The 16,480-nt window shown below is 34.3% G+C and carries 15 protein-coding genes; 14 read left to right on the top strand and 1 reads right to left on the bottom strand.

From position 1 onward, the window contains the following. Window positions 1–256: 256 nt before the first annotated feature. Complete coding sequence (locus tag ACFSQS_RS15125; protein ID WP_388020852.1) at window positions 257–1,231, bottom strand: IS110 family transposase; 975 nt, start codon at window positions 1,229–1,231, stop codon at window positions 257–259. A 271-nt stretch (window positions 1,232–1,502) separates the two neighbouring features. Here ACFSQS_RS15125 and ACFSQS_RS15120 point away from each other — a divergent pair, with 271 nt between their 5' ends. The 14 genes from ACFSQS_RS15120 to ACFSQS_RS15055 all read left to right on the top strand — a co-directional run bounded on the left by ACFSQS_RS15120 (window position 1,503) and on the right by ACFSQS_RS15055 (window position 16,478). After that, window positions 1,503–2,339, top strand: a complete 837-nt coding sequence (locus tag ACFSQS_RS15120) for a DUF932 domain-containing protein (protein ID WP_388020849.1) — start codon at window positions 1,503–1,505, stop codon at window positions 2,337–2,339. A gap of 101 nt (window positions 2,340–2,440) precedes the next feature. Then, window positions 2,441–2,986, top strand: coding sequence for a hypothetical protein (locus ACFSQS_RS15115; RefSeq protein ID WP_388020846.1), 546 nt, complete (start codon window positions 2,441–2,443; stop codon window positions 2,984–2,986). 722 nt (window positions 2,987–3,708) lie between these two features. Next, window positions 3,709–4,053: a single-stranded DNA-binding protein gene (locus ACFSQS_RS15110; protein WP_388020843.1), complete on the top strand. Its 345-nt coding sequence runs from the start codon at window positions 3,709–3,711 to the stop codon at window positions 4,051–4,053. 76 nt (window positions 4,054–4,129) lie between these two features. Beyond that, window positions 4,130–4,579, top strand: coding sequence for a JAB domain-containing protein (locus ACFSQS_RS15105; RefSeq protein WP_388020840.1), 450 nt, complete (start codon window positions 4,130–4,132; stop codon window positions 4,577–4,579). Between the two features lie 11 nt (window positions 4,580–4,590). Next, window positions 4,591–4,788: a hypothetical protein gene (locus tag ACFSQS_RS15100; RefSeq protein WP_388020837.1), complete on the top strand. Its 198-nt coding sequence runs from the start codon at window positions 4,591–4,593 to the stop codon at window positions 4,786–4,788. Window positions 4,789–5,219: 431 nt separating this feature from the next. Next, on the top strand, window positions 5,220–5,600 hold the full coding sequence (locus ACFSQS_RS15095) for a BfmA/BtgA family mobilization protein (protein ID WP_388020834.1): 381 nt from the start codon (window positions 5,220–5,222) through the stop codon (window positions 5,598–5,600). A gap of 11 nt (window positions 5,601–5,611) precedes the next feature. Then, window positions 5,612–6,643: a MobB family relaxase gene (mobB, locus tag ACFSQS_RS15090; protein ID WP_388020831.1), complete on the top strand. Its 1,032-nt coding sequence runs from the start codon at window positions 5,612–5,614 to the stop codon at window positions 6,641–6,643. Window positions 6,644–6,648: 5 nt separating this feature from the next. Beyond that, window positions 6,649–8,232, top strand: coding sequence for a type IV secretory system conjugative DNA transfer family protein (locus tag ACFSQS_RS15085; protein ID WP_388020828.1), 1,584 nt, complete (start codon window positions 6,649–6,651; stop codon window positions 8,230–8,232). A 97-nt stretch (window positions 8,233–8,329) separates the two neighbouring features. Continuing rightward, window positions 8,330–9,475, top strand: a complete 1,146-nt coding sequence (locus ACFSQS_RS15080; RefSeq protein ID WP_388020825.1) for a hypothetical protein — start codon at window positions 8,330–8,332, stop codon at window positions 9,473–9,475. A gap of 3 nt (window positions 9,476–9,478) precedes the next feature. Next, a complete protein-coding gene (locus ACFSQS_RS15075; RefSeq protein WP_388020822.1) occupies window positions 9,479–11,143 on the top strand; it encodes an ATP-binding protein in 1,665 nt (554 codons plus the stop codon). Next, a complete protein-coding gene (locus tag ACFSQS_RS15070; protein WP_388020819.1) occupies window positions 11,136–12,680 on the top strand; it encodes an ATP-binding protein in 1,545 nt (514 codons plus the stop codon). Before ACFSQS_RS15075 ends, ACFSQS_RS15070 begins: the two co-directional genes overlap by 8 nt. After that, window positions 12,677–14,098, top strand: coding sequence for an AAA family ATPase (locus ACFSQS_RS15065; RefSeq protein WP_388020816.1), 1,422 nt, complete (start codon window positions 12,677–12,679; stop codon window positions 14,096–14,098). Before ACFSQS_RS15070 ends, ACFSQS_RS15065 begins: the two co-directional genes overlap by 4 nt. Then, complete coding sequence (locus ACFSQS_RS15060) at window positions 14,091–14,957, top strand: hypothetical protein (protein ID WP_388020813.1); 867 nt, start codon at window positions 14,091–14,093, stop codon at window positions 14,955–14,957. The genes ACFSQS_RS15065 and ACFSQS_RS15060 overlap by 8 nt, the downstream gene beginning before the upstream one ends. A gap of 3 nt (window positions 14,958–14,960) precedes the next feature. Further along, entirely contained in the window at window positions 14,961–16,478 is a 1,518-nt protein-coding gene (locus ACFSQS_RS15055; protein WP_388020810.1) for an ATP-binding protein, read from the top strand. Window positions 16,479–16,480: the final 2 nt, after the last annotated feature.

Here is a 16,480-nt window from a genome sequence, read left to right as displayed (position 1 = left end):
CATTTATATTGATTAGTATTACTTCCATTTAGTCTCAAACCTTATTAAATTTCGTAGTTATTAATAGGTTTTAGTGAATAGTATCCACATTTCTTCGTTAGTGAGAGTTTATTATCATACAATATATCCGCAATTTAAACTCGTAAAATACTTCCATCAAAAGACTACGGCATAAAGCCAATGCTTTCGCCTATGCTCGTTTATATACTCTATTAAAAACCAAATAAAAAAATGATTTTTTTAAGGGTTGAACACGTTAGTTTAGTAACCTTGGATCATGACAGATGTGGTTGATATCATAAGGTTTTCTGCTTTTGATGACGCCATATACTGTCCTGAGCATTTTGTTGGATATATTGTTCATTATAAGATAATACGGTTTTCCTTCGAGTTTTTTTCTTTCAGCATACAAACTGTATTCTTTATTATGGGTCGCAGCGGTTTTTGCAGCAAGGAATAATAATGATTTTAGTTTTTTATCAGCTATATTACTTGTTTTTGCATTTAAAGAAATTTTTCCAGATGAATTAGGATAGGGACATACACCAGCAAATGCAGCGGCCTTTTTGGCTGTATTGATACGTTTGAAATTTTCAGTCTTAATGATTAGGTTGTTTGCAATGACTGGGCCAATGCCCTTTATACTCGTTATGAGTTTGTAATTATCCTTCAGATCTTTATTGTACTGAACAATCTTTTTGATTTCATCTTCAATAAGTTCAATTTCTTTTTCCAAGTGGCCTATAGCCCTCTCATAGCCTTTATGCGATGCGATGCTTTGGGATGGGCCATGATTTCTGGATTCATGTCCTAATTTTAGAGACTTTCTACTTTTAGCCAACTGCTCCCGTAAAGCATATAGTTCCTTGAGCTCTTTGATTGATTCATGTTTTGGTTCGGTTAAATACAAATCTTCGTAGAACCTTTCCCCGTATTTACGGATGCGGCTAGCATCCTTGGAATCACTTTTGCCCCTCTGGAGTCCAAGGCTGTGTTTTATATTGTATCCAGGAACTAAAGCAATTTTAACTTTAAACAGATAGCATAAATGAACAAGCAAATCTCCGTAGCTGCCGGTGTATTCTGCTACTAGGACGCCTTCATCAATTTGCTGTAAAAATTTACAAATTCCCTTAAAGTTGTTTGAGACAATCTTTTTTTGTTCTGTCTCATTGCTGATAAAACTAACATCAAATTTGTCTTTTGATAGGTCAATTCCATATATTTTCATGATTGATGATTTTATGTTCCAATTGAGCGACTTAAATCGTTAATGGGTTTTTCCCGAAATACTCTCTGGTTTTAACTCAAAAACCTACTGTACTTAATATAAATCCTAGATTATTTCTATTCCGTTTCAAAAGTTAATGCAGTAAGTGGAACTGTTTAGTTTAATATAATTCTAATAAAAGCAAAGTAACGATTCCGTTTCCTTTTGAGCTGAGATTTTAGCTTCCGTTTGGGTTACCGCTCAAATATTGTTTAATCTAAATTCAAAAGCTATGTATTTACAAAATTTACAGCAGGATGAAATCTTTGTTCCATCAGAAATGAAATCCTTAAAATCCCTTACACAGATGGAATCTCGACGTGGACTTGAAAACGTCATAATTTCCAATGGCAAAATTGTCAATGTAGTATCAAACAGCTACGGACACATTCCGAATCAATTATTCTTCAAGAAAGCTGAAGAAATGCTATCCGACGCAGAACTGAACTATCACAAACGCACCATCAATAAGAATGATAGGTCTTTCATTACAGACTTCATTATTGACGATAAAAGTCAATTCTCTGTGAAAAATGAAGAGGATTTGATACTGCCTATGCTTCGGTTTAAAAACTCTTATGATGGTAGCGAAAAGACCTCTGGCCACTTTGGTTTTTACAGAAAAGTATGTTCCAACGGTTTGCACGTTTCTCAGGCAGAAATTGAGTTTTCCATTAAGCACAGTAAGAATAATACACACCTTATTATGCCAAGGTTGAACAACTTGTTTGACAAGTTTTTGGATAATGAGTTCTATACCATTACCAAGAAATTTGATAAGATGAAAGAATTTAAAATTATCGATACGCAAGAGTTCGTAAAGGCCATTCTTGACAGAACGAAACTGTTTAGATATGAGTGTAGTGATAAGAATAGCGACCCTTCAAAAAAGTCTCGTGAGGTCATTGAGATTTTGAACTACGAAGCCTTGTTGCTCAATGAAGAACCGAATCTATGGTTAGGCTATAATGCCTTTAATTCGGTACTGCATAATACATTGAAGAAGAGTTTTGGCCAACAAGAGCGGTTGGATAAGAAATTATTTGATGAAGTCTATGAAATGGCTTAGAGATATTTAAAGGTTTATCCAGTACCTATCCAAACTGGATTTTCTCTTACACTTAAAGTTTAATCGTACCTGTTTATAGACAGGTTTAAAATCCAAACATTATGAACACTATAAAAATGGTACAGCTCGACTTCGGTTTTGAGTGCGAACCTATACAAGCAAAGGAAAAAACATTGAAGCCTAATAAAAAGCCTAGTAACGATTTTGTATTCAATTTTATGGATTGTCTTACCAGCCCAATCATTGTTTTTAAATCCGCTTGGCAGGATATAATTCCTAAAGACTTACTGAATAATGTAAAATTATCACGACTGTTATGTTCAATGCAACAAGAAGAAATGGCTTCACTTACTGAGGCTTTAGCATATATGATGCCCAGAACGTATGAAGCACCAATGCCGACTGAATGGGTTAATATTTATACTTGGTTAGGACTTCAATATGCACGTCAGTTTAAGAATACAGACCAATTAAATGCAATGAAAGAAATAGCACCTAAAAAGCTTTCGGAATATGAAGTGGGACTTTTGAATAATTTGAGACGATGGATTTATGATAAAAGAAGAAAAGCTCTAAAAGATAAATTAAAAGTGGCTGAAAAATCAGAAAAAAAGATGTTACCTGAAAACCAGAAAGAACTTTTTTGAGGACAAGTTTACTCTCTGTAAAAAAATATTAGCCTTTAATTGAAAACAAGTTTTATAATCCCCTCAGCACATTCCCCTACATTTGCGAAAAGCTACATTACGGAAAAAGAGCTTCACTACATAGGTCTTGGACACAATCCCCAATTTCAGCTTTCCATTCCGTTAACCCTTCCCGATGCTCTGGGAAGAAACACTTCATTCCAGAGCCAAAATTGTGGATTAAGTCCGCTTTTTAATCGGAAAGCCATCGGCTTAATTTTCTTTACAGGATTTTCGGCGAGGACTTCTTGAGTCCACACTTGAAAATCCTTAAAAATCGAACCGCTGTCTTACACATTTTAAGGGGTTTATAATGGATAAAGCCTTTGTTGTTTTTCGGGTCATCGAAAAACAGGCACGACATAACCAATTCTAATTTAACCACAGCTACTTATTTCGCTTAACTGTCGATACGCTCAAACGCAACTGCGTTTAAAAGAATTGCTAATGCCCTTATGGAACTTGTCAAGACTGAACAAGTTTTAGTGAAAAATAAGGTTTCTACTTCCTTGAAATTCCAAGGAATTTACTACGTCGCAAACACACCTGATTTATTCCCTAAAAGTCTTGACAAAACCCACTTTATCCATTGTGCGGTGCACGAAAGAAAAGAACAAACACCCCTTAAAATTTAATCTGTTTTAAATCAATAGGGGAAATATAAATCACTTAAATATTTTATTATGAGTACTATTAAAAATCACGTACAGTTAATTGGAAACGTTGGACAAGAACCAACAATTACGAACCTTGAAAGCGGTAAGAAAGTAGCCCGTTTTTCACTAGCAACAAATGAGTATTACAAAGACAGCAAAGGCGAAAAACAAACAGATACAAATTGGCATACAATAGTAGCCTGGGGCAAGACTGCTGAAATAGTAGAAAAGTATGTTCAAAAAGGCAAAGAAGTTGGAATTTCGGGAAAACTAAAAACTCGAAGCTATACAACTGATGATAACGAACAACGCTATGTAACAGAAGTGGTAGCCGATGAAATCCTTTTACTAGGAACTAAAGGCGATAAGTAAACTTAAAATTAAAGAGGGCGTAACCGTCGAAAGATGCGCCCTCTTTTCATTATTCAAATTTGAAAAATCCAAAACAATGAAAGCACAAGTTAATGAAATAAAAATCAGTTACAAAGGCGGGTTAAAATCTTCTATGTGGCATAAAATTAGCAGTTCACAAGATGCAGCTGAACTACTATATGAGAATTGGGATAAAGACACAATAGGCATACAAGAAACCTTTAAAGTTGTTCTTTTGAACAATAGCAATAAGGTAAAAGGGGTGTATCAACTTTCGCAGGGTGGAATTACAAGCACGCCAATAGACCTGCGGATATTGTTTGCGGTTATTCTAAAATCTTTATCAGTAGCTATAATTTTAACGCACAACCACCCAAGCGGAAAATTGCAACCTAGTGATGCGGACAAGAGCTTAACGACCAAGATTAAAAAGGCATCAAAATTATTCGATATTACAATCCTTGACCATTTGATATTTGCACCCGATGGGGATTACTATAGTTTTGCTGACAATGCAATGTTGTAAAATTAAAGACTATGGTGTATCTCAATTTTACAGACTTGAGCGAAGAGGCTCAAAACCGACTTTTAGAAAATTCTAAAAAAGATGTGGAACGAAAATTTGGCGATGCTATTCGCAAATACGTACAAGAAAATCATACCAATTTTGAAACAATGATTGAAGAAGAAGCGATACGGAATTTGTATTCCTATAAGTTCATTTTTAATGTATAATTTTTAAAATTGATAAGTAAGCACCTCTGAATTTTTAGAGGTGTTTTTGTATATAATTCAAACCCAAGTCAAGAAAAAAAATGTATCTTTACATCGCTGAAATTCAGCATACAAATTAAAGTAAGGTTATCCACTTTTTGACTTTCGCCGATACCCTTACACATCGAAATTTAACATACTGGAAAATCAATTTCCTTAAAAATGGCAATCGGCTTTTTAGCCGGATTGTATGGATTTTTGTCCCGCTAGCGGGACGAAAAGGAATAGCAAGAGGGTAACACGCTTCGCGATGTTTCGGATTCCTTTTCGTTTTTAATTACCTGATAATCAGCTAATTGAATTTATTATAATTTCTTGACAATCAACGATTTGCGACAAACGGGCTTGAAACGCCCGATTTTAGGGAAGATTTTGCGACAAATCGGCGAAATATGGACTCATTTACTGGAATTAGATTTAAAAAGGAAACTGCAAAACGTTTCCAAACTTTCTCGCGTACTTACTTCAAATCGCACACCGAAGCAATGGCAACGATGCTCGATTTTTTCTTCTACAATGAAATTTCGCCAAAGGAAAAATTAGGACCAACTGGACGTACAATTGAAGCTAAATTGCTTAAAAGAATAAATGCGGTCATTGCCATAATGCGGGATGTCGAAAAGACCCAAACCAAACCTACGGTGGCTATGATTCAATCGCTGTTTGAAACAGAAGAACCAACCAAAAAACCGCTGATTGTAGAAAAGAAATATGCCGAAGAAAAAAAGGAAGTTCGCTTTCGCGAAAAGCAAAACCCAAGTAACCAACTATAAATTTTTGAGCTATGTACATTACAATAACACCTCAAAAATTAGGCAACAATTATTCACAAAGTTCGGCTGATTTTGTAGGCTATTTAGAGAAAGAAAATCAAGGTTTGGAACAGCAGGATATGGAACACTTTTTCAATCAATATGGCGATGAGATTTCTGCTGAAGAAGTGGTAAAAGAAATTGATGGAAACACCGCAAAATTAAAAAAGAAAGAACCTAAGTTTTATTCGATTACGGTCAGCCCATCAAAGTATGAATTGCGGAAACTTCAAAACAACAGCCAAGATTTAAAAACCTACACTCGTGAATTGATGAAGAATTATGTTGCCAGTTTCAATCGGGAAATTAATGGACGACCTATTACAATCAACGATATAAAATATTATGCAAAAATTGAACATCAACGCACCTTTAAGGGAACGGATAAACAGATAAAAGAAAACCAACCATTCGCTACAAAAATACTTCAGCTAAAAACGGATATCCGAAATATTCAAGAAGGACGAGCTGAAGGAAATATTAAAAAGATGAAAAAGGAAATTGCCAAATTGGAACGGCAAGCACCACATCAACAAAATGGAAAACGGATAGTCCAGGGAATGAGAAAGTATGGAAACCAAAGTCATATCCATATCATCGTGAGCAGGAAGGATGCTTCCAATTCGGTCAGTCTTTCCCCAGGAAGTAAACATAAAGCTTCAGAAGTTGAAATGCATGGTAAGAATGTAAAACGAGGTTTTGACAGAGATAAATTTTTCGAGAAAGCAGAAAAGACATTTGACAAAACTTTTGGTTATAAACGCAACTTTGCCGAAACCTATAAAGCACGAAAGGATTTTGTGAAAAATCCAAAGCTCTACTTTGCAGCTTTGATGAAATTACCAGCTAGCGAAAGAGCATTGGCTTTCAAAATGATGACAAAAACAGGATTGCCAATCGTTCCCAGTATTCCAGTTAGTCAAGCCCAAATTGCACTTCGGGTTTTCAAACGGTTAAGACGTGGAGCGGAAGTGGCCATTAAATCAAGTTCAATAGGAATATAGAGGGTATGCAAATAGACAACCTTATAACGATACTTTCAATTATTGGTCTAACCAGTACTGTTTTCTATGCGATGTTTCGAGTAAGTAAATATGCGTTTTTATTAAATATCACTATGCTTTTATTTCTCGTATTCTATATTTCTGAAGGAAATGAATTAGTATCGATATTATTGTATTTGGTGTGTCCTCTTATGCTAATTAATACAGGACTGTATGTTTTTCTTCATAAAACTGAAAGTTCTCAAAATGGTAATGTTAAATACCAAGTCAATTTTGCTACCAACAAAGGAAATTTCAAATTAGATAATATCAAACGTGGCGCATCCGTCATCGGATCCGCCGGAAGTGGAAAAACCGAAAGTGTTGTTTATGGCTTTCTAAAGCATTTCCAGAAAGAGCGTTTTTGCGGAATCATTCACGACTACAAAGATTTTGAACTGACCGAGATGGCATATCCACTTTTCAAGGATAGTGACATTCCGTTTAAAGTCATTTCCTTCGATAAAATCATCCATAGGGTAAATCCTATTGCACCACGTTATTTAGAGAACGAGGAAAGCGTAAACGAAGTGTCGAGGGTACTTATTGAAAACCTTTTGGAACAAAGAGAAAGCGGAACTACGGGAACAACCAAATTCTTTAATGATGCCGCTGAAGGTTTGATAGGTGGATTAATTTGGAAACTAAAAATCGACTATCCCAACTACTGTACCCTTCCACATTTGATAGCTATTTATCAATTATTGGACACGGATAGCCTTATTCAGTTTTTAGAAACCAACACCACATCACGGGCAATGGCAGATGCTTTTATTAGCGGAAAGGATTCTGATAGGCAGACCGCTGGTGTGAAAAGTACCTTGGCAAACGCCTTGAAGCGAATTAGTACACAACGAATTTTTATGGCACTATCCGCAGACGAAGTGCCATTGAACATCAATAGCGAGGAAAATCCTGCAATCATTTCGGTAGTGAACAATCCAAAATATGAAACATCTTATTCGCCTGTAATTGCTACCATTATTCACACCATTACCAAACAAATGAGCGTGCGAAATTCCAAACCTTCATTTTTGTTGATGGAAGAAGCACCGACCATACGATTATTAAACATGCACCGTATTCCAGCAACGTTACGTAGTTATGATATTGCTACTATTTATGTAATGCAGGATAAAATTCAAAACGATATGATGTATGGCGATAAGGCGAGTAAAGCGATTTTAAGCAATTTGTCCTACCAGTTTTTCGGTAAGGTAAATGACCCGGACACCGCCAAATACTATGAACGCTTTTTTGAAATCATTAAAGACCCAACGAAAAGTATAAGCCGCGGCCACAACTTGGATTTTGACACACGTATTACAACAGGCGAAAAAGAAATCCCGAAAATTAGAGCAGATGTTTTCTTTCGCTTAAACCAAGGTGAGTTTATTACCTATGCTGACGGGAAGGATAAGAAAGTTCAGTTCAAATTGGCCAACATTCAACGAGAATTACCGAAGGCGTCAAAATCGTTTTCTCTGGCTGATTTAGAGGCTAATTTTGAAAGGGTTTATGAAGAGGCTAAGTCGATATTTGAAAGATAAATACTACATATAATAGACTTTTTTAAGTGTTAAATAAAACTAAAAAAATCATTAGCATATTTACTTTAAATAAGCGATATTGTAAAATTTATTTACTATGGAAAAAATTTTAGATTTTATAGCAGACGAAACAGATGGGAAAAACTTTAAGTCCTACAAATACTGTTTTGAGTCTGTGGAAGTTCCTAAAATTGAATACGAAGATAAAAAAGGAATTCAAGTTAAAAAGAAAGGTGAGACCGATAAGAGTTTAAATACCACAAAATCTTTAAAGGACTTAGCAGATAGACTCATTAAGAATGGTAAACCTCTCTTCAAGTATTTTCTTGATGGTTCTCGTAGAACTTATAAAGTAGATGATATTGCTTACGGCAAAAGACTTTATCCTGTAATCGCAGGGCAAATCGGTGTTTCGGTTTGTGAAAGGCAAGACAAGCATAGTTTTAAATCCGTAAACTTAAAAAACCCTTTAGTCATATCTATACCTGAAAATGCCAACGCGCAAGAAGGGATTGGCAATAGTGGATTGTTTTTTAACAACCTTGTAAAAAAACTGAATGAACAGGATATTCTTGTCAAGCAAAACTTAAAATTCAGTAAGATTCTTCCATATAGCAGCAAGACACTCAAAGAAAATGATAAATATGAGGATAGAGGTGTCGCAAAAATCCAAGATGAGATGATTGCCTTGGAACAAAAAGTTGTTTTTGAGCTGGTAAAAGCCAAGAAATTGAATGACCAATCTTTTTTGATTAAGGATGGTTCTTTGGAATATATGAAAAGTGGTGAAGCAAAAGAATTATCAGTTATAAAGACAAATTATGATTGTGTTGTAGGTGTGTCTAAGGCTTTCAATCCAGAAGCATTATCAAATGATGTTAAGGATATTTCAAGAAGGATAGCAGAATTAAAGTGCTACCATAGAACACCTGCCTTTATGTACCAAACTGAAAGAATACCAGATGTGAAATTTGCAGTTTGGTATTTGAGAATACGAGATACGCTAAGTCCTTTTGACGGGGTTCTAAAAATTGAAAAGATTTTGGTCAGAGAAATTCAAGAAGAGGAAGGCTTGGACTCAGATGAAATCGATTTGATAAGTGCGAATATCATAAATGAAAGAAATCCAGTTTGCTATGGTAAGGACAACCGGTGGCAAAAACATCTCTATCCCGTGCACCTTACAGAATCATACATCAAGAGCCAATATCTAAGTGATATTCATTTTATAAACCTGTTTTAGCATATGAAAAAAATTATTGGAAAAGTAGCTGCCACCGAAAAAAAACCTACTACAATTGATGAGTTCTATTTCTGGACTAATAAGCAAAGAATATTAAATCCATTTGATGTGGTCAAGGTTGAACATATTGACAAATCAATATCATATGGAGTAATTGAGGAGATTTCGCATATAACTGATTCGGCAAGCTACTTAAGTAATTTTATTTCCAGCGACTTTGGGGATGTGTCCACAGAGCCAAATATGCATCGAATAGGTATGAATTTCGTAAAGGCAAAAGTGCTTGGCAACAACAAAAGTATATATACACCGGTACTTGACGGCAGTAAAGTAGGACTTGCGGAACAGGCAGAAGTTCTCGAAGCACTAGGATTGGATAAAATTAAGAATAAACTTATCTGTGGATATATAGAGATGTATCGTGATGAAGATAAAGTGACTTTGCCGGTTCATTTCAATTCTCAGTTCTTAATCGGTCCAGAAGGAGCGCACTTGAATATTTCGGGTATATCCGGTTTAGCTGCAAAGACATCTTACACAATGTTTTTGATGAAAGCTATTCAAGATGAATATTTATCAAAACAAGATGGGAATGATTCAGTTGCGTTTGTGATGTTTAACGTAAAGGGTAGGGATTTGCTGGCAATTGATGAGCCCAACGAGGAATTGAGCAAAGAAGAAAAGGAAAGATACACCAAAATGTTAGGATTAAATACGGAGCCTTTCAAAAATGCCAAATACTATTACCCCTATTCTAACCACTCAACATCCAAAACACATAGCTATGGTAATAGTAATGACATAAATACCCAAGTTGATTTGGACAAGGCCTTTAGGTACAAGTATGATTTCGAAGACGATAAGGAGAGCTTGGACCTACTTTTTTCAAATGTTGAAGATTCTACTGGCACAATGGAGTCTATAGTGAACTTTATTTTAACCGGACAAGGAGGATTTGGCGATATAACATCCTGGAGTCAATTTATTAATAAGGTTGGGGAATATACCAAGTCTGGACAAAAAGGAGATAAAGAGATTTCTGTTATGAGTTGGAGAAAATTCAAAAGGATTGTAACCAAGGCTTTAAACAACGAAATCTTTAGTCAACGAGTTGTGCCCGAAAAAAATGAAATAAGGCTAAAAGATTCAATAAAAAATATCCAAAAAAATGACATTCACGTTATTGATATCGCCAAACTTGACCAGGATACTCAGTCATTTGTTTTCGGTGATGTTATAAGGGCAATATATGACCTTAAACTTGGGCAAGAGGAAAGGGAAGAAAATGACATTCCTTCTAAAATCGTTATTTTTATTGATGAGCTAAATAAATATGCATCAAAGGATATACCTAAGAATTCACCAATTTTAAGGCAAATTATTGATATTTCAGAGCGTGGTCGTTCACTGGGTATCATCCTGTTTTCTGTCGAGCAATTCAAGAGTGCTATTCACGATAGAGTAAAAGGAAATTGCGCTACTCACGCATATGGTAGAACCAATGCGATAGAGATTTCAAAAGGAGATTACAGGTTTGTTCCCAATGTTTACAAAAATATGATGACGCGCCTCGACCCTGGCGAGTACATAATCGAGCATCCCGTTTTCCGTTCCTTACTAAATATTAAATTCCCTCGACCACTTTATAAACAATTCCCGAATGGCTAAGATTGAAACTAAAATAGGTAAAGATGTAATTGAATCCTTGACATTGGGAATGTATGAGGATTCAAGATTTATCTTTCGAGAATACATACAAAATAGTGCCGACCAAATAGATAAGGCTTTTGAAGACGGAATGTTTGACAGTTTAAGAGACGGCAAAATTGAAATTGAAATACAACCTACTACCAAAACTATAAGTATAACAGATAATGCCACAGGTATTTCTAAAAACAACGTGCAGTCAATCCTGAAAAATATTGCAAAGTCTACAAAAGACCGAACTAAAAATAAGGGGTTTCGAGGAATCGGACGCCTTGGTGGGCTTGCTTATGCAGATAAACTAATTTTTGAAACAAGTTTTGAAGGTGAAGACGTCAAGACCTACCTAACTTGGAATGCCCAAGAATTAAAATCAATAATTAATAATCGTAGTACAAAAGAAGACGCAACAAAAGTAATAGACCAAGTAACCTCTTTTAGCGAAGAAAAAGAAACGAGCGGAGCTCATTACTTTAAAGTGACTTTAGAGGGTGTAAACAACAAAGCCCTTTTAGATAAGGATGATATTTATAATTACCTAACGATGGTTGCGCCAGTGCCATATAATAAAGGTTTCTTCTTCAAAGACAGGATATATACTAAGGCTGAAGGACTCAATTTCAATATTGACGAGTACCTTATCTACGTTAATAAAAATCAGATTTTGAAGTCATACACTATGAGTATCTATTCAGGGGATGTTCATAATAAGAAAAAAATTGATGAGATACACGATATTGAAACCTATGAGATAAGGAACTCTCAGGGTCAACTTTTGGCTTGGGGCTGGTACGCTATATCAAATTTCACTAAAGTTCTACCGTCCGTTAATGCAGCTCGCTGTTTAAGATTGAGAAAAGGCAACATTCAAATCGGATTGGAAGATGCGCTATCTAAACTTTTTAAGGAGTCCAGAGGAACCAAATATTTCTTTGGAGAAGTCCACGCCGTAAGCCCTGAACTCATTCCAAATTCTCGACGAGATTATTTTACAGAGAATAAGGCATTGAAAGAGTTTGAAAAGCACCTGAAGATTAAGTTTTCAGATTTACACAAACTTTACCATTTTTCTTCTGAAATTAGAAATAATCAGAAAAGAATAGATGATTTTAACGCATCAAATAAAGCCTTTGAAAAACAGTCTAAAAATGGTGGTTTCACGGACGAAAAAGAAAAAGCGGACTTTATTGAAAAGTTAGAGCAGTTAAAAGAAAAAGCGGAAAGCGCACAAGAAAAGCTTCAAAAAGCAAAAGAGAAAATTACTTCTACTGACACTTCAAAATCTAAAGTTTTTGAAAATGTTGTAAAAGCAAAAAACAAGGACGTAACTAAGGTCAAAATTAAAGACAACGGTAAAACAAAATTTATTACCGATGATATAACCGCTTTGAGCCGAAAAGATAGGAAATTGGTTTCTAAGATTTTTGGTGTTGTGGATACAGTTTTAACACCAGATTTGGCATCATTGCTAAAAGAAAAAATAAAAGAAGAGCTGCAATGAAAATATCAATTGAGAATTTTAAATCCATTCACAAAGTACAAGGTTTTGAGATAAAACCGTTGACAATTTTATCAGGTGTTAATAGTGCCGGTAAGTCTTCATTTTTCCAAATCTTATTGTTGCTAAAACACTCAATTGAACAGAAGTCTCAGAATAGACCTCTCGATTTAAGTGGAGGGCTATACGAAACATCGAGTTTCAATGATTTAATATATAATCACGATGCTGAAGAAAACATTAAAATTTCCTTTTTGTTTTCAAAACAAGAGTATCAAAGTTTAGATGATAGAAAAACGACTAAATTTTTTGATTCTTTAGGTGAGTATAGTTGTGAAATAGATGTTCATTTTTCTATAAGTAGTGATAAGATAATAATTTCTCTATTTCAGATTGAGTTTCAGTTTGATGAGGATACAAACAAATATATTCGCTTTTATCAAGATAGGAGTTTGGTTCATAAAATTGAGACAAATACCCCAGCTTTTATTGATGAAAATTTTACTGCCGATATAATATCAGAATTAAATGTAGAATATAATTCAATTTTCCCAAATCAAATAAGCTATAAACAAAAGGTTGAAGATGAAGATTTGCAAGGTAGGCAAACCACTCTGACAGAGGAGTTCTATAAGGTGGTAAATGTAAGCGATACAAAAAAATTAATCAGCAGGTTCTTTGAGTCAATTCATTATATCGGTCCCTCTCGTAAAGAACCTCAAGAGAGTTATACCTTTAAGAGGGAAAATTTAGATGTTGGTAAATATGGTGAGAACACATCCCAAATACTTAAAGACCAATCAGAAAGACCAATTATATACTTTGTTTTTGAAGAGAATGACAAAGGCGAGGTAGAGTATATAAAGAAAGAATCTTCCTTAATTGAAGCCGTAAACTATTGGATAAGCAAAAAATTTGTACTGGCAAAAGAGATATGGTCTGAGGAAGATGACGGGAAGTATAGAATTTTACTAAAATATGGGAATGACTTGATAGTTAATATTAAGCATGTAGGTTTTGGAATAAGTCAAATACTACCAATTATCGTACAAGGGTTATTGATGAATCCAGATAAAATTCTGATGATTGAGCAACCCGAACTGCACCTTCACCCAAAAATTCAAAGCAAACTCTACGATTTCCTATATAGCCTAACATTATCAAATAAAAAGGTAATAGTTGAAACGCATAGTAGCCATTTTATAACAAGAATGCGCCGTAGAATAGCTGAGGACTTGAGTAATGAAATGGACGATAAGATAAATTTGACTTTTATAGAAAATTCATTGTTCAGGACATTAGAATTAAACGATTATGGAACAATATTAAATTATTATCCAAAGGATTTTATTGAGCATCCAAGCAAAGAAATGCGGGCTATTGTGGAAGCTCAAATAAAAAAGAGAAAAATTAATGAGTAAACAGAATTATTTGCCGAGCATCGACCCATCGTCTATTATTTGGGATAAAGCAAGTTATGAAGGTAATAGGTTGGAATATGGAAGTATTTTATTGTCGCTTTCTAAGTTGATGGACGAAATGGAAACATTTACATTTTTATTGAGTGAAGAATTAAAAGAGGAGATGATTTCTAACTTTCCTGCCAACTTATGTGAAGGATTGGAAGGAGACTTATGGGCAATTGTACATCAGCTTTACGATTTTTTGTCAAAGATTGGTAGTAATGGCTTTACGAAGAACCAAGATGAAGGTTTAGAATCATTTCCAAATCAGATAAAAGGTCATTTTAACGAGAGAACTTCTTCAGAAGTAAATTACCTATTGAATTATTATCATTCAGATGATACTGAAAACAAGATTTACTTTTCTTTCGAGAATTTATGGAATGATACTAATGAATTGGTAACTAAATCTAAAAACGATAAAACGCATTCGTGCATAATTGTGGATAGGGAAAATAATTTTCAGGATTTCATAGATAGTTACGTCCCTAAATTTGAACACAAGGAAAAACACGATATATCAGTATATGGTAATAAAGAAGCTTGGAGAAATAAAGATGTTGATAATGAATTTATTAGTCAACTCAGCTGTTTGTTGGAAGATGGGTCTAAATCACCTCAAGAAATCTTAGATGAAAGATATGACAAATTCTTTGGTAATTTATCATATTATGGGTATGATACTCATAACAAAGTTTACGTGGTTTTTAGAATTTCTGGTGCTGGTACAAATATTTATCACGCCCACGATGAATATGACATTAATTCAATTCCGCAAGAAGTAAAAAATCATTTTGGAGTTTTTAAGTATTATTAAAATATGGAGTTTAAACCGCACATAGGAAAGAACGTTATAGAAACACTCACATTGGGAATGTATGAGGATGCAAGATTTATTTATCGGGAGTATGTTCAAAATGCTGCCGACCAAATTGATGTTGCCGTTGAACAAGACATTTTAAAGAGCAAAGAAGAGGGCTTAATCGACATTCATATCAGCAGAACGGAAAGGTCTATAACAATTTTCGATAATGCTACTGGAATAGAAAACAAGAATGTATATCAATTTTTAGGGGATGTTGCAAATTCACAAAAAGACAGAAACAAGAGAAAAGGATTCCGAGGTATCGGAAGATTAGGAGGATTAGGTTACTGCGAAAAATTGGTATTTGAAACGAGTTATGTCAATGAGGAAGTTAAGAATACGATTACTTTAAATGCTAAAAGCTTAAAAAGAATTATTGAGGACAAAACAGACACATCAGATGCGGCAACGGTAATCAGGGCAATCACAAGTTTTGAACAGCAAATAGAAAAACCTGAAAAACATTATTTCAAAGTTAGTTTACTTAATGTTACTAATGACTTATTGCTAGATGAGTTTCAAGTGCAAAAATACTTGTCAATTGTTGCGCCTGTGCCTTTTAGGAAAGATTTTAAATTCTCAGAAAAAATTTATCAGAATTTCAATAAACGTTATATCAAAATTGAAGAGTATGATGTGCAACTAAATCTAAATAATGAAAAACTATTCAAACCATATAAAGATGTAGTGCATAGTAAGACAGGATATAAACCTGTAGAAATAATAGATGTTGACTTTATTGAGATACTTAACAATGACGGTGAGCTTATTGCATTAGGTTGGTATGGGGTTTCAGATTTGTTAAACTATATAATCAACCAAGATGATTATGAAAGAGGATTCAGAATCCGAAACGATAATATTCAGATAGGCTCAGAGAATACATTGAATAGTTTTTTCAAAGAGGATAGATTTAATCATCATTTTATAGGAGAGATTCACACTTTCGGATATAATTTCAAGCCAAACGCAAGAAGAGACTATTTTAATGAAAATAAAATAGTAAGTCTTTTTGAAGAAAAATTAAAGGACGAATTTGCCTCGCTTTATAAGATTGCTCAACAATCCTCTAATATACACAGCTGTATTAAAAAAATTGAGCAGTACAAAAAGGAGAAAGAAAGTTTTGAGAATACTAACTTCAGAAGTAAAAATGAAGAAGTAAAAAAGAAACGAGCTTTAAAACCAAAGTTTCAGAATGCGCAATCAGCAATAGCTACACTTAACGGAATTGCAGTGAAAGCAGAAGAAAACGAAATTCTTAGAAAAATTTATAATCAAAAGGTTGAAGACGAAAATTTATTTGTTGATGATATGCCTGATAGTGTTATACAATATGTTAAACCTAAACTATCAAAGTTGTCACAACCAAAAAGGAATTTGGTTTATGAAGTTTTTGAAATTCTGGAAAAAAACCTTGATATCGATGATGCCGAAAATATCAAAGAAATAATCGCTGAAAAGTATAACTAATA

This window comes from Gelatiniphilus marinus, assembly GCF_042684345.1.
GTDB lineage: Bacteria > Bacteroidota > Bacteroidia > Flavobacteriales > Flavobacteriaceae > Gelatiniphilus > Gelatiniphilus marinus.
Note: the sequence above shows the minus strand (reverse complement) of the source record. Positions and strands in the feature narration are given on the sequence as shown.

Coding starts and splice junctions, on each gene's coding strand:
- ACFSQS_RS15115 (WP_388020846.1), top strand. CDS start 2,441: ATGAACACTATAAAAATGGTACAGCTCGACTTCGGTTTTGAGTGCGAA.
- ACFSQS_RS15085 (WP_388020828.1), top strand. CDS start 6,649: ATGCAAATAGACAACCTTATAACGATACTTTCAATTATTGGTCTAACC.
- ACFSQS_RS15080 (WP_388020825.1), top strand. CDS start 8,330: ATGGAAAAAATTTTAGATTTTATAGCAGACGAAACAGATGGGAAAAAC.
- ACFSQS_RS15100 (WP_388020837.1), top strand. CDS start 4,591: ATGGTGTATCTCAATTTTACAGACTTGAGCGAAGAGGCTCAAAACCGA.
- ACFSQS_RS15070 (WP_388020819.1), top strand. CDS start 11,136: ATGGCTAAGATTGAAACTAAAATAGGTAAAGATGTAATTGAATCCTTG.
- ACFSQS_RS15110 (WP_388020843.1), top strand. CDS start 3,709: ATGAGTACTATTAAAAATCACGTACAGTTAATTGGAAACGTTGGACAA.
- ACFSQS_RS15060 (WP_388020813.1), top strand. CDS start 14,091: ATGAGTAAACAGAATTATTTGCCGAGCATCGACCCATCGTCTATTATT.
- ACFSQS_RS15095 (WP_388020834.1), top strand. CDS start 5,220: ATGGACTCATTTACTGGAATTAGATTTAAAAAGGAAACTGCAAAACGT.
- ACFSQS_RS15065 (WP_388020816.1), top strand. CDS start 12,677: ATGAAAATATCAATTGAGAATTTTAAATCCATTCACAAAGTACAAGGT.
- ACFSQS_RS15120 (WP_388020849.1), top strand. CDS start 1,503: ATGTATTTACAAAATTTACAGCAGGATGAAATCTTTGTTCCATCAGAA.
- mobB (WP_388020831.1), top strand. CDS start 5,612: ATGTACATTACAATAACACCTCAAAAATTAGGCAACAATTATTCACAA.
- ACFSQS_RS15055 (WP_388020810.1), top strand. CDS start 14,961: ATGGAGTTTAAACCGCACATAGGAAAGAACGTTATAGAAACACTCACA.
- ACFSQS_RS15105 (WP_388020840.1), top strand. CDS start 4,130: ATGAAAGCACAAGTTAATGAAATAAAAATCAGTTACAAAGGCGGGTTA.
- ACFSQS_RS15075 (WP_388020822.1), top strand. CDS start 9,479: ATGAAAAAAATTATTGGAAAAGTAGCTGCCACCGAAAAAAAACCTACT.
- ACFSQS_RS15125 (WP_388020852.1), bottom strand. CDS start 1,231: ATGAAAATATATGGAATTGACCTATCAAAAGACAAATTTGATGTTAGT.